This window comes from Herbiconiux oxytropis, from assembly GCF_024979315.1.
Taxonomy (GTDB): domain Bacteria; phylum Actinomycetota; class Actinomycetes; order Actinomycetales; family Microbacteriaceae; genus Herbiconiux; species Herbiconiux oxytropis.
Genome location: NZ_JANLCK010000011.1, coordinates 14,966 through 27,530, shown reverse-complemented (window position 1 = coordinate 27,530; position 12,565 = coordinate 14,966). Strand labels below are relative to the sequence as shown.

The window sequence follows — 12,565 nt, the reverse complement described above, 5'->3', positions numbered from 1 at the left end:
CCCGAGCGGTCCGGCCCGCGACGGAGCGGCCACGACCAGGAGGCAGCGCTCTGACGTGACAGACCGAGAGACCGAGGACAGGCCCGCTCCTGCCGCCGGCGCCGCGCGGGGCGCCCTGCCCGCCGACGCCGCACGACCCGCCGATCCTGCCGACCTCGTCGATCCTGCCGACCTCGTCGAGGCCGAGCGTGCAGCGGCGGTGATCGTCGAGGCGGCGATGGCCGAGTCGTTCCGCGACGGCGACGAGTCCGCGCTCGCCGCGGCCTACGCCCGCTGGTCGGCCCTCGTGCACACCCTCGCGCTCCGTTCCCTCGGCGATCCGCGCGACGCCGAGGACGTGACGCAGAAGGTGTTCGTGGAGGCCTGGCGCAGTCGCACCCGCTACGACCCCTCGCGGGCGCAGCTGGGCGCGTGGCTCGTGGGCATCACCCGGCACTGCATCGCCGACGCCCTCGAGGCCCGCAACCGGGCCCGCCGGGCCGAGGAGGCCCATGCAGCCCAGCTGCCGCCGCCGGAGGAGGACGCCGCGGCCCGTCTCGCCGAGAGCCTGCAGGTGGCCGACGAGCTCGCCCGCCTCGCTCCGGAACCGCAGCGCGTGATGCGACTCGCCTTCTACGCCGATCTCACCCACGCCCAGATCGCCGACAGACTGGGGCTGCCGCTCGGCACGGTGAAAAGTCACATCCGCCGAAGTCTCGGTCGGCTACGAACACGTTTGGAGGTGAACGATGGAACACACTGATCCGGATGCGCTCGCGCTGATCGCGCTGGGCGACACGACGGCGACCGACCGCGAGCGCGCGCACCTCGCCTCCTGCGCCGTGTGCTCCGACGAGCTCGACGCCCTCACCCGCACGGTGCAGCATGCTCGCGCCGCCGACGCCGAACCCCTCGTCGACCCCGCCGCCGCGGTGTGGGCCCGCATCCACGACGAGCTCCAGCTCTCCATCGACCTCCCGGCGAGCGGATCGGCGCCCGCAGCGACCAGCCCTGCAGAGACCAGCCCCGCGGCGACCAGCCCCGCAGGGACCAGCCCTGCAGCGACCAGCCCCGCAGCGACCCGCGCGGCAGCGCCCGCCGCCTCGTCCCACCTGGCCACCCGGAAGCCTGCCTCCCGCCGTCGCGCCCGCCTCTGGGCGCCACTCGCCGGGGCGGCGCTCGTGCTCGGCCTCGTCGCGGGCGCCGGCGTCGGCGTCTGGTGGCAGGGCTCGCAGCAGTCCCCGCGCGGTATCGCGGTGGCAGGAGCCGAACTGGCCCCGTTCCCCGACTGGCCGGATGCGCGCGGCAGCGCGGTCGTGGAGCAGTCGGGCGACGGACGCCGCCAGGTCGTGGTCGATGTCGACGCCGCCGTCGATCCGGCCGTCGACCCGGCAGCCGGAGGTGGCGAGGCACCGCTCCGCGAGGTCTGGCTCATCCGCGGCGACGGCACGGGCCTTGTGAGCATCGGTTTCCTCGACGGCCGGGAGGGCCGCTTCGACGTCCCCTCGGGGATCGATCTGGCGCAGTACTCCCTGGTCGACATCTCGGCCGAGACCGACGACGGCGACCCCACCCACTCGGGCGACTCGATCCTGCGGGGCGAGCTCAGCGAGCTCTGACCCGGTCAGGCACCTACGCTGCGCCCCGAGAACCGCCCCAGTATCTCGCCGAGGCCGGCGGGCTCCTCGGCCGGGAGCGGCTGCAGTGCCCGGCCCTCGACCGACGCGATGTGCGCGTCGACCAGTCGCTCGGCCGCTCCGACGTCGCCCGCGGCGAGCGCCTCCACGAGGGCGACGTGCTCGGCCAGGCTGTCGTCCTGCGGATGCGCGACGCCGTACACGGCGAGGATGAGCGTCGTGCGCCCCAGCACCTCGAAGACGTAGCGCCGGAGCAGCGAGTTGCCCGTCATCTCGGCGAGGAGGATGTGGAACTCGGCCGCGAGCCGCACGGAGAGCTTGTGCCGTCCGGCCTCGGAGGCCTCGCGCTCCTGGTCGATCTGCGCGAGCAGCGCAGCGTGCAGGGGCTCGTCCCACCGCAGCGCCACGAGCCGAACCACCTCGCGCTCGAGGGCGCGCCGCACCTCGAAGGCCTCGAAGGCCTCCTCGCGGCTGGGCGTTGCGACCGTGGCCGACTTCGTCTTGCCGACGTCGACGAGTCCCTCGGCCGCCAGCCGGGCGATCGCCGCGCGGATGAGCGTGCGGCTCACCCCGAAGTGCACGCCGAGGTCGCCCTCGGGCAGCTTCGTGCCGGGCTTCAGCGCGTTCTCCATGATGGCCTCCCGCAGGGCGGCGTAGGCCGCGGCGCTGCGGTTCTCCGTGCTCGGGCCGAGGGTGTCCATGAGCCGATCATAGAGGACGGCCGACGAACCACGACGGAAACGCATGCGAAACATAGAGTTTACGTATACCGAAACAAGATCAACGGCATACTGAACGCATGACCGGAACCCTCCACCTCAACGCCCAGCAGCGTGAGCTCCTCGCCCGCAGCCTCGACGCCGACGAGGCCGACGACCTCTCCGCCCTGCTCAAGCGAGCAGTGCTCGAGACCGCCCGCGGCGAGGTCTCCGCGCTCACGGTGCCGGCTGTCTCGGGGCGTGCTCTCGACTGGCGGAGCCGCCTGGCGCATCCGGTGCCCACCGAACGCGAACTGCTCGAGGAGTTCGTGCTCGAGCCCGGCACCGGCAAGGCCCTCGAGGTGCGAGCGGGCGAGCTCGTGCGCATCGAGCAGATCGAGGGCGCCCAGTGCGTGGACTTCAACGTCTTCAACCTGCACGACTACCGCGAGTTCTTCCACACCGGCCGCACCCGCACGCTGCACGGCATCAACCCCGGCGCGGGCGACGTGCTGTGGTCGTCTCCGCCCCGTGAGCGCGCGATGATGTTCATCCTCACCGACACCGTGCACTGCAATGACGTCGTCTTCCCGCGCTGCAGCGCCAACCTCTACGAGACCGCGTACGGCTTCGCCACGCACACCAACTGCGCCGACATCCAGGCCGAGGCCCAGCGCGAGTACGGCCTCACGCCCGACGACGTGCACGACTCGTTCAACCTCTTCATGGCCACGAGCGTCGACGACGGGATGCCCGGCATCCACCACCAGTCGTCGAAGCCCGGAGACCACGTGGAGCTGCTCGCGCTGATGGACGTGCTGGCCGTGCCGAACATCTGCGGCGCCGACGTCATGAAGACGAGCAACTTCTCGATCAAGCCGGTGCTGGTGCAACGCTGGCGGGCGGGAGCGGCCGATCTCGACGCCGTGCCCGAGCTCCGCGCCTACGACACCCAGCGCACGGTCGAGCAGTTCCGGCAGCCCGTCATCCGCCAGGAGCGCGCGTTGCAGCGCGACCTCTCCTACGTGCCGGCGTTCGCGAACACCCCGATCCACGACGAGGCCGTGGAGGTGCAGCTCGACACCGAGACCGCCGAGGCCTTCGCCGGCCTCTGGCGGCACGACCTCTACGCCACCGAGGGCGAGGCCCTCCGCGACGTGCTGCTCGCCTGGTGGGCGGCGGCGCACCGTGCCTGACGTCGACTTCACGACCCTCGGCGAGTACGAGCGCTACAAGCTCATGGCGAGCCTGATCGTGCCGCGGCCGATCGCGCTCGTCACGACGGTCGACCCCGCGGGATCGGCGAACGCCGCGCCCTTCAGCATGTTCTGCATGCTGGGGGAGGAGCCGCCGCTCGTGCTGATCAGCCTCAACCGCACGGGTGAGCACGGCCGCCGCGACACGGCCCGCAACATCGACTCCTCGGGCGAGTTCGTGGTGCACATGGTCGACGAGCCGATCGCCGAGGCCGCCGACCGCTGCGGTGACTCGCTCCCGCACGGTGTGAGCGAGCTCGCGGCCGTGGGCCTCGCCACACGATCCTCGCGCAGGGTGCAGCCGCCCACGATCGTCGAGGCTCCGGTGGCGTTCGAATGCGTGCTGCACGAGAAGCTCGAGACGACCAGCCGCGAGGTGTTCCTCGGCCGGATCGTGTCGCTGCACACCCGCGACGACCTCATCGACACCGAGGCCTGGCGCGTGCGCCTCACCGACTACGCGCCCGTGGCCCGCTTCGGCGCGAGCTTCTACACCACCACCCGCGACCGCTTCACCCTGCGCGGCGCCCCGGCCCTGGCCGACGCCGACGAGCTCTGACCGCCCGATCCGCCCCATTCCATCCCCGCCCCTGCACCAGTCCCACCCCCTGAAGGAGATCCCATGCACCGCACCCGCCACCCCCGCCTCCGGGCCGCCATCGCCTCGGGCGCACTCGTCGCCTCCGTCGCCGCCCTCAGCGGCTGCGCGTCGAGCAGCACCGCCACGAGCAGCACGGCCGCCGCCGACCTCGAGATCGGCGCGGTCGACCTCGCGGCGGCCGGCTGCCCCGCGAACGTCGTGATCCAGACCGACTGGAACCCCGAGGCCGAGCAGGGCAACCTCTACCAGCTGATCGGCCCGGATGCCGTGATCGATGCGCAAAACAAGGCCGTCTCGGGCCCGCTGTTCGCGAGCGGCGAGTACACGGGCGTGAACGTGGAGGTGCGCTCCGGCGGCCCGGCCATCGGCTTCCAGACCGTCACGAGCCAGCAGTACACCGACCCCGACATCACGCTCGGCTACGCCAACACCGACGAGGCGGTGCAGCTCTCGGACGAGATGCCCACGACGGCCGTCTTCGCGCCGTTCGAGGTGGGGCCGCAGATCATCATGTGGGATCCGGAGACCTACCCCGACGTCGAGACCATCGCCGACCTCGGCAAGACCGACGCCGTGGTGCGCTACTTCGGGGGCGCCGCTTACATGGAGTACCTGATGGGCAGCGGCGTCCTCCCCGCCGACCACGTCGACGGTAGCTACGACGGCACGCCGGCGAGCTTCATCGCGGCGAATGGGGCGGATGCGCAGCAGGGTTTCGCCACGGTCGAGCCCTTCGTCTACGAGAACGAGATCGCCGACTGGGAGAAGCCCGTCGCGTTCGAGCTCATCCACGACGCCGGCTACCCCATCTACGCCTCCGCGCTCTCCGTGCGCTCGGGCGACCTCGAGGAGCTCTCGCCGTGCCTCACCGAGCTCGTGCCGGTCATCCAGCAGGCCACGGTCGACTACTACGCCGACCCCGCGGTCACGAACGAGCTCATCCTCGAGGCGGTCGAGGAGTTCGACAACGGCTGGGTCTACACCCCCGGTGTGGCCGAGTACTCCGTGAAGGCGCAGGTCGACCTGGGCCTCGTGGGCAACGGATCGGACGACACCGTCGGCAACTTCGACCTCGACCGGGTGCAGGAGATCATCGACATCACGACCCCGCTGTTCGAGGAGCAGGGGACCCCGCCCGCCTCCGGGCTCACGCCCGAGACGATCACCACGAACGAGTTCATCGACCCGGCGATCGGCTTCTGACGGATCAGGTCGGTCCGGTCGTCCGGACCGGCCTTCGCCTGCCAGGCTGTCGGCATGACCGAACTCCTCGTGGTGCTCGTCGGCGGTTTCCTGGTGATCGCCGCCGCCACCCTGATCGCCCCGCGGTTGCGCATCGCCTCGCCGCTCGTGCTCGTGGCGGTCGGGGTGGGAGCGAGCTTCATCCCACTGCTCGGCGGGATCGAGATCGAACCCGAGTGGATCCTCGCCGGCATCCTCCCGCCCCTGCTCTACTCGGCGGCGGTGTCGATGCCGGCCATGAACTTCCGGCGCGAGTTCGGCGCCATCAGCGGGCTGTCGGTGCTGCTGGTCGTGGGCACCGCCCTGCTGCTCGGCGTGTTCTTCCTGCTCGTCATCCCCGACCTCGGGTTCGCCTGGGGTGTGGCGCTCGGCGCGATCGTGAGCCCCACGGATGCCGTGGCGACCTCCATCATCAAGCGCACGCCGGTCTCGCGGCGGGTCGTGGCGATCCTCGACGGCGAGAGCCTGCTGAACGACGCCACCGCCCTCGTGCTGCTGCGCACCGCCATCGTGGCGACGGCCGCGTCGTTCTCGTTCTGGGGTGCCGTCGGCACGTTCGCCTATTCCGTGGTGGTGGCCGTCGTGCTCGGCGGCCTCGTCGGCTGGCTCAACCTCGCCGTGCGCAGGCGGGTCACCGATCCCACCGTCAACACCGTCATCTCGTTCGCCGTGCCGTTCCTGGCCGCCGTCCCTGCGGAGCTGCTCGGCGCATCCGGGCTCGTGGCGGCCGTGGTGGCGGGGCTGGTCACGGGCATCCGGGCACCGCGGGAGCTCTCGCCGCAGAACCGCCTGTCGGATACGCAGAACTGGCGCACGGTCGAGCTCACGCTCGAGGGCGCGGTGTTCCTCATCATGGGGCTGCAGATCTCGTCGATCATCGCCGATGTCGAGCGCGACCACTCGGGGGTCGGGCCCGCCCTGCTCGTCGCGCTCGGAGCCCTCCTGCTGACCGTGCTCGTGCGGGCCGCCTACGTGTTCCCCCTGCTCGGCGTGCTCGCGTGGCGGAGCCGACGCAACGAGCAGCTGCAGCCGCGGCTGGAGCAGATGAAGGCGACGCTCGACGGCCCCGGTGGTGCGCAGTCGGCCTACGAGGAGCTGACGGCGGGGCGGGTTCGCAGGGGTCGCCGGGGCGTCTCGGGCGGCCGGGATGGTCCGGCCGGCCGGGTCTCGCGAGCGGATCGGGCTCGGCCGACATCGAGGCGGCAGCTCGACCAGTTCGCGCGGCGGGTGACGCAGGGGCTCGCCGACATCAAGTACTTCCTGAGGCAGCCGCTCGGCTGGCGGGAGGGCACGGTGGTCGTGTGGGCCGGCATGCGCGGAGCGGTGACCGTCGCGGCAGCCCAGACGCTGCCCGAGGACACACCGCAGCGCTCGGCCCTCGTGCTCATCGCGTTCGCGGTGGCGGCGCTGTCGCTCGTCGTGCAGGGCGGCACGGTGGGGCCGCTCGTGCGGAGGCTCTCGCCCCAGCGCGCCGCGGCGGTCGAGGATGCGGCCTCGGTCGAGGAGTCCGAGCTCGAGGCCGAGCGCACCGAGCTCTTCGCGCTCCTCCGTTCCTGCCTCGAAGACATCCCGGAGCCGCCCGAACTGCGCTCGGGCGATCGGTCGCCCGCGGTCTTCGACATCGCCAAGAGGTACCGGCTCCAGGTGCTCTCCGCTCAGCGCTCGGCGCTCCTCGACGCCCGCGACAACGGCACCTTCGATGCAGACATCCTCGCCGAGGAGCTCGCCAACCTCGACGCCTCCGAGATCGCGCTCGAGATGCGCAGCAGACTGCCAGGGTCGTGAGCGAGCAGTTTCCGAGCTCTTCGGTGCCGATGGCGGGAGGGACCCGGACGGAGTTCGGAGTCGGAGGAACCGGAGTAGGTTGCCTGGCATGGCCTCCCGCATCGGCGAACTCGTCCTCGAAGCCCGCGACCCCGAAGCCCTCGCGCAGTTCTGGTGCGCGGTGCTCGACTTCGTGGTGGTCGACCGGGCGGAGGACGGATCGGTCGAGATCGGGGCGCGGGACGGGTTCGGCGGGTCGCAGCCCACGATCTACCTGAGCCGGAACGAGGCGCCCAAGCGGGAGCAGCTCCGGCTGCACATCGACCTCAATCCCACCGATCAGGATCAGGATGTCGAGCTCGAGCGGCTCCTCGCCCTGGGAGCGAAGCCGGCCGACGTGGGGCAGACGGGCGAGGAGTCGTGGCACGTGCTGAGCGACCCCGAGGGCAACGAGTTCTGCCTGCTGCGGGCGCGGCTGGCGCCGGTGCCGCTGATGCCCGGTTCGACGACACCGGACTCGGCCGGGCAGGGCGCGGGTTCCGGCCTCAGCTGACCGGCAGGAGATCGCCGAGCGCAGCGCCGGGGAGCGCGATCCAGCCCTCTCGACGGGCCTGGTCGAGCACATCCGGCGTGGGCCGCTCAGAGAGGCCCAGCGCGGCGCCTCGCGCCGCCAGCGCGGCGATCACGGCATCGAACGCGTCGGCGGAGGCCGCCATCGGCTCCGCGAACGCCGCGGCGTCGAACCACGGTGCGGCGGCCGCCAGCTGCGCGACGAGCCGTGCGCGAGCGCCGGCATCCACCCGGTACCCGGTGGTGTCGAAGCCCCAGACGCGCAGCGTCGCCCCCGGGTACACCTCGGCGATGTCGCCGGCCCCCGAGCGGTCGACGTCGAGGCCGGCCTCGCAGAGCCGCGCCAGCAGTCCGGCGCAGCGCATGGCCGTGAGCCCGAGCCGGTCGGTCGAGACGCTGAGCGGCCAGCGCCCCGTCACCGCGCGGGTGCGGCGGTCGGTCTCGCGGTAGGCGAGGGTTCGCCGCCACTCCATGCCGCCATCGGCCGGCGGGCCGTCGAGGCGGCCCGCCGCGTGGCGGGAGACGAACTCCACGAAGGCGTCGGGCCAGCCGAGCGCGCAGTCGATGCCGAGCTTGTCGACTGTCCGGGCCGTCTCCACGACGAGCGGATCGGCGACTCCCCGATGCAGCTCGACGAGCGCGGCCGCGTCGGGCCCCCACTCGATCACCGCGAGCGCCGTTCCCTTCGGTTCGGCGGCGAGGTCGACTCCGGCGGTGCGCATGCGGTCACCTTAGCCCTCGCGGGGCCCGGATCCTGCGGCCGTGGTGAGAACTCCCCATCGGCGCCCCGCCGCCCCGGGGCTAGCGTGAGGGCATGACTGCACGACACGTGACCCGGCGCCTTGCGGCGATCGCCGTGCTCGCGGTGGCGGCTCCGCTGGCCGCCTGCGCGACCGTGACTCCCGCGGAGACCGGCGCCGCCACGGCGGATCCCTGCCCCGTCCCGATCTCGGCCCCCGCCTCGCCCTCGGGCTCGGACGGCGGCACCCCCGTGGTCACGCCCACCGAGCTCTGCGCCCTCGACGGCCGCGCCTGGTCGTACTCCGTCTTCACCTCCGTGATCGACGCCCCCGACTGGGGCGACACCTCCGAGGCCTGCGACCTTGCCCGCCAGGCCGCCTACTGGGACGGTTGGCGCGAGGTGCAGCCCGAGGTCGTCACGCTCGATCTCGCCGACGGCTTCGGGGAGGACCCCGACTTCATCGGCTCCGTCGCCGTGGCCGTGGTGCAGAATCCCGACGCCGCCGGCATCGTGGCCCGCATCGACGCCGAGGTCGACACCTGCCTCGACGGCTCCGCCCAGTCGCGGGTCGAGCACGGGGACTGGCGGGGCGTGCGCGGTCCCGCCTCCGGCGACGACGGCGAGGACCTCTCCTGGTGGGCCGAAGACGACGGGTCATGGACGCTCGTGCAGGCCTACCTCTCCGAGACCCTCACGCCCGCGGAGGCGGCGGATTTCGAGTCGGCACTCGAGACCGTGCTCGACGCCCAGACCGACCGTTGATCGCGGATCGCAGATCGCCGACCCGGCGGCTCAGAACGTGAGCGGCTGCCCGAAGTGGAACCGCGACTCCGAGGAGTAGGTCACGTCCCACTGCGCCGCGATGTGCGTGCGGTACATCGACACGTCGCGGAAGTACTTCTGCAGTCGCGACCCCTTCTTCGCCGAGGTCGTGCCCGCGGTCGTGAAGGCGAGGTCGACCGCCTGGTCGGCCAGCCGGGCGGCCTGCTGCAGCACGGCTCGGAGCCTCGCGTCCTGCTCGGGCGTGAACTCCTCGCGGGTGTCGATCCAGCGCTGCGCGAGCGCGATGTACTGCCGGGTGCCCGCCAGCAGCAGTGCTTCGGCGGCATCGGTGAGCGCGAGGACCTTGCCGAACCAGCGGTGGTACTCCGGGGTGTCGAGCCGGGGCCCGCGCGGCGGGAAGCTCGCCTTCTTCGAGGTCATGAGCTCCTCGAACTCGTCGAGCGCCGCCCAGGCCGCGCCGATCTGAGTGGCGATGAGCTCGGCATTGAAGAACGTCATCGTGCGCCCCACGTACTCGGCGGCGCCGTGCAGCCCGAAGCCCACGGTGCCGCTCTCGCCGAGCTCGTGCTCCCGGAACTCGTAGACGATCGAGAGGTGCTCGGGCACGAAGGCCCCGGCCACCCGGATCGAGTTCGAGCTCGACGCCTGCATGCCGATCGTGGTGTCGCCACCCCAGTCGTCGAGGATCTCGTAGTCGCTCCGGGGGATCGCGTACATCCGCATCCCGATCATCCGCTCGCCGTCGAAGGTGGGCGCCACGACGAGGGCGTGCGTGCTCCACATCGAGCCCGAGCAGTAGTCCCAGGTGCCGCTCAGCCGATAGCCGCCGTCGACCTTCTCGCCCCGGCCGGAGGGCACGGTGCGGGAGGGGGCGATGAAGTCGCCGCCGCCGAACAGCTCGGCCTGCCCCTCCTCCGAGTAGAACGAGCCCACGTGGAAGGCGTGGCCGGCGCCGAGGATGAAGGCCCAGCCGACACCCGGATCGCCGCGCGAGATCTCGATCCCCACGCGCATGAACGCGTCGAGGCCGAGCTCGAGACCGCCGAACCGGCGCGGCTGCAGGATGCGGTAGAAGCCGGCCTCGAGGAACGCCTCGTGCACCTCGCGGCCGTAGCCGCCGAGCGCCTCGTGCTCCGTCTGCTTCTCCCGCATGAGCGGGCGCAGGGCCGCGGCCGTGCGGACGAGCCCGTCGGCGTCCGGCTGCGAGACGGACGCCGCGGCCGCAGTGGCTGAGGGGATGGGCGGGGCGTACAGGCTCTCGGTCATGGCGGCTCCTCGGCGTCGTTGCTGAGCGGAATCTCCTGCCACCCTAGACGCCGATTTCGAATGTCTGCATGATTGTCATACGAAATGCGGCGCAATTTGCACATTTCCGCCAGGTCGGGCCTCTCGGCTTGCCCCGGCCGCGTGCGCTGGGGTTCTGTGAGACGACCAGCACGAGCGATACGAAGCCAGCACGAGCGATACGAAGGAGTAGCGTGATCGAGTTCGACGACGGCGTCGCACAGACCGAGCTGCCCGACTCCCGGGTGGTCACCACCGACGTCCTGATCGTGGGCTCGGGCCCCGCGGGAGCATCGGCCGCCCTGTTCCTCTCCACCCTCGGCATCCCGAACATCATGGTCACGAAGTACCGGTGGACCGCGAACACACCGCGGGCCCACATCACGAACCAGCGCACGATGGAGATCTTCCGCGACGTGGGGATCGAGGAGCAGGTGCTCCAGGAGGCGACCCCGCACGAGCTGATGGGCGACACCGTGTTCTGCACGGCGGTCGCCGGCGAGGAGATCGGCCGCATCCTCACCTGGGGCACCCACCCCGCCCGGCACGCCGACTACCGCCTGGCGTCGCCGTCGATGAACTGCGACATCCCGCAGACCTATCTCGAGCCGATCCTGCTGAAGAACGCCACCCAGCGCGGCACGCAGACCCAGTTCTCGACCGAGTACCTCTCGCACGAGCAGGACGACGACGGCGTGAGCGTGCGGGTGCGCAACCGGCTCTCGGGAGACGAGTACACGATCCGGGCGAAGTACCTCATCGGTGCCGACGGATCGCGCTCCCGGGTCGCCGCCGACATCGATCTGCCCTACGAGGGCCGCACCGACATCGCCGGATCGATGAACATCACGTTCACCGCCGACCTCTCGCACCTCGTGGCCCACCGGCCCTCCATCCTCTACTGGGTCGTGCAGCCGGGCTCCGACATCGGCGGCATCGGCGCGGGGCTCGTGCGCATGGTGCGGCCCTGGAACGAGTGGCTCATCGTCTGGGGCTTCGACATCGCCCAGGGCACCCCCGAGGTCTCGGAGGCCGAGGCCCTGCAGATCGTGCGCAACCTCATCGGCGTGCCCGAGCTCGAGGCCGAGATCACCGGCATCTCGCTCTGGGGCAACAACGAGCAGTACGCGACCGTGCTGCAGAGGGGGCGCGTGTTCTGTGCCGGCGACGCCGTGCACAAGCATCCGCCGTCGAACGGCCTCGGCTCGAACACCTCCATCCAGGACTCCTACAACCTCGCCTGGAAGCTCGCGGCCGTGCTGGGTGGGCAGGCCTCGCCGGCGCTCCTCGACACCTACACCGCCGAGCGGGCGCCGGTCGCCCGGCAGATCGTGCTGCGCGCCAATCGCTCGGCGCGGGAGTTCGGTGGCATCTTCGAGGCCCTCGGCCTCGAGCCGGGGCAGAGCGAGGAGGAGATGCTGCGGGCGATCGAGAGCCGGAAGGATGCGACGGAGGCGGGTGCCGAGAAGCGCGCGGCCCTGCGGTCGGCACTCGAGCTGAAGGACTACGAGTTCAACGCGCACGGCGTGGAGCTCGGGCAGGTCTACGAGTCGGCGGCGATCGTGGCCGACGGGTCGCACGTTCCCCCGCCGCTCCGCGATCCGGAGCTCTACTACGCACCCTCGACCCGCCCGGGCGGCCGGCTGCCGCACGCGTGGGTGGGGGACGAGAAGCGCAAGGTCTCGACCCACGACGTGGCGCCCTACGACGGCTTCACCCTCTTCACGGGAGCGCTCGGTGCGCCGTGGGTGGAGGCGGCGGAGCAGGCGACGGCGAGCCTCGGCGTCGCGGTGCGCACCGTCGTCGTGGCCCCCGGGACCGAGACTGCCGACCTCTACTTCGATTGGGCGAGGCTGCGCGAGGCCGACGGGGTCGACGAGGGCGGAGCCGTGCTGGTGCGGCCCGACAAGCACGTGGCGTGGCGGGCCTCCGCCCTGCCAGGAGAACCCGGCACCCGGTTGCGCGAGGCGCTGCTGAGGGTGCTCGGCCGAACGGAGGAGACGCCGTGA

11 protein-coding genes and 1 pseudogene are annotated in these 12,565 nt (G+C 71.7%); 9 read left to right on the top strand and 3 right to left on the bottom strand.

What is annotated here, in order from left to right; genetic code table 11:
• Positions 1-217: 217 nt before the first annotated feature.
• Together N1028_RS16380 and N1028_RS16375 are read left to right on the top strand one after the other, a co-directional pair.
• Positions 218-742 carry an RNA polymerase sigma factor gene (locus N1028_RS16380; RefSeq protein WP_259530541.1) on the top strand — a complete coding sequence of 175 codons (525 nt, stop codon included), beginning with the start codon at positions 218-220 and terminating at the stop codon, positions 740-742.
• The gene (locus N1028_RS16375; protein ID WP_259530464.1) at positions 729-1,598 is read left to right on the top strand and encodes an anti-sigma factor; all 870 of its coding nucleotides are present in this window, start codon (positions 729-731) and stop codon (positions 1,596-1,598) included. Before N1028_RS16380 ends, N1028_RS16375 begins: the two co-directional genes overlap by 14 nt.
• A gap of 5 nt (positions 1,599-1,603) precedes the next feature.
• Here the strand turns inward: N1028_RS16375 and N1028_RS16370 are convergent, their stop codons facing one another.
• On the bottom strand, positions 1,604-2,317 hold the full coding sequence (locus N1028_RS16370; RefSeq protein WP_259530463.1) for a GntR family transcriptional regulator: 714 nt from the start codon (positions 2,315-2,317) through the stop codon (positions 1,604-1,606).
• Between the two features lie 98 nt (positions 2,318-2,415).
• Here N1028_RS16370 and N1028_RS16365 point away from each other — a divergent pair, with 98 nt between their 5' ends.
• The 5 genes and pseudogenes from N1028_RS16365 to N1028_RS16345 all read left to right on the top strand — a co-directional run.
• Entirely contained in the window at positions 2,416-3,510 is a 1,095-nt protein-coding gene (locus tag N1028_RS16365; RefSeq protein WP_259530462.1) for a DUF1989 domain-containing protein, read from the top strand.
• Positions 3,503-4,129: a flavin reductase family protein gene (locus N1028_RS16360; RefSeq protein ID WP_259530461.1), complete on the top strand. Its 627-nt coding sequence runs from the start codon at positions 3,503-3,505 to the stop codon at positions 4,127-4,129. The genes N1028_RS16365 and N1028_RS16360 overlap by 8 nt, the downstream gene beginning before the upstream one ends.
• Before the next feature lie 63 nt (positions 4,130-4,192).
• The gene (locus tag N1028_RS16355) at positions 4,193-5,374 is read left to right on the top strand and encodes an ABC transporter substrate-binding protein (RefSeq protein WP_259530460.1); all 1,182 of its coding nucleotides are present in this window, start codon (positions 4,193-4,195) and stop codon (positions 5,372-5,374) included.
• Positions 5,375-5,428: 54 nt separating this feature from the next.
• On the top strand, positions 5,429-7,198 hold the full coding sequence (locus tag N1028_RS16350; RefSeq protein WP_259530459.1) for a cation:proton antiporter: 1,770 nt from the start codon (positions 5,429-5,431) through the stop codon (positions 7,196-7,198).
• Between the two features lie 88 nt (positions 7,199-7,286).
• A pseudogene (locus N1028_RS16345) lies at positions 7,287-7,664 on the top strand (VOC family protein); the annotation flags it as partial.
• A gap of 58 nt (positions 7,665-7,722) precedes the next feature.
• On the opposite strand, the gene N1028_RS16340 reads toward N1028_RS16345, so the two are convergent.
• On the bottom strand, positions 7,723-8,469 hold the full coding sequence (locus N1028_RS16340; RefSeq protein WP_259530458.1) for a DUF429 domain-containing protein: 747 nt from the start codon (positions 8,467-8,469) through the stop codon (positions 7,723-7,725).
• Positions 8,470-8,561: 92 nt separating this feature from the next.
• On the opposite strand from N1028_RS16340, the gene N1028_RS16335 reads away from it, so the two are divergent.
• Positions 8,562-9,251, top strand: a complete 690-nt coding sequence (locus N1028_RS16335) for a hypothetical protein (protein WP_259530457.1) — start codon at positions 8,562-8,564, stop codon at positions 9,249-9,251.
• Between the two features lie 30 nt (positions 9,252-9,281).
• Here the strand turns inward: N1028_RS16335 and N1028_RS16330 are convergent, their stop codons facing one another.
• On the bottom strand, positions 9,282-10,538 hold the full coding sequence (locus N1028_RS16330; protein ID WP_259530456.1) for an acyl-CoA dehydrogenase family protein: 1,257 nt from the start codon (positions 10,536-10,538) through the stop codon (positions 9,282-9,284).
• Between the two features lie 212 nt (positions 10,539-10,750).
• On the opposite strand from N1028_RS16330, the gene N1028_RS16325 reads away from it, so the two are divergent.
• Positions 10,751-12,565, top strand: coding sequence for an FAD-dependent oxidoreductase (locus tag N1028_RS16325; protein WP_259530455.1), 1,815 nt, complete (start codon positions 10,751-10,753; stop codon positions 12,563-12,565).

Excerpts from the sequence above, each read along its gene's own strand:
- N1028_RS16380 (WP_259530541.1), top strand. The coding sequence starts at position 218 with ATGGCCGAGTCGTTCCGCGACGGCGACGAGTCCGCGCTCGCCGCGGCC.
- N1028_RS16375 (WP_259530464.1), top strand. The coding sequence starts at position 729 with ATGGAACACACTGATCCGGATGCGCTCGCGCTGATCGCGCTGGGCGAC.
- N1028_RS16370 (WP_259530463.1), bottom strand. The coding sequence starts at position 2,317 with ATGGACACCCTCGGCCCGAGCACGGAGAACCGCAGCGCCGCGGCCTAC.
- N1028_RS16365 (WP_259530462.1), top strand. The coding sequence starts at position 2,416 with ATGACCGGAACCCTCCACCTCAACGCCCAGCAGCGTGAGCTCCTCGCC.
- N1028_RS16355 (WP_259530460.1), top strand. The coding sequence starts at position 4,193 with ATGCACCGCACCCGCCACCCCCGCCTCCGGGCCGCCATCGCCTCGGGC.
- N1028_RS16350 (WP_259530459.1), top strand. The coding sequence starts at position 5,429 with ATGACCGAACTCCTCGTGGTGCTCGTCGGCGGTTTCCTGGTGATCGCC.
- N1028_RS16340 (WP_259530458.1), bottom strand. The coding sequence starts at position 8,469 with ATGCGCACCGCCGGAGTCGACCTCGCCGCCGAACCGAAGGGAACGGCG.
- N1028_RS16335 (WP_259530457.1), top strand. The coding sequence starts at position 8,562 with ATGACTGCACGACACGTGACCCGGCGCCTTGCGGCGATCGCCGTGCTC.
- N1028_RS16330 (WP_259530456.1), bottom strand. The coding sequence starts at position 10,538 with ATGACCGAGAGCCTGTACGCCCCGCCCATCCCCTCAGCCACTGCGGCC.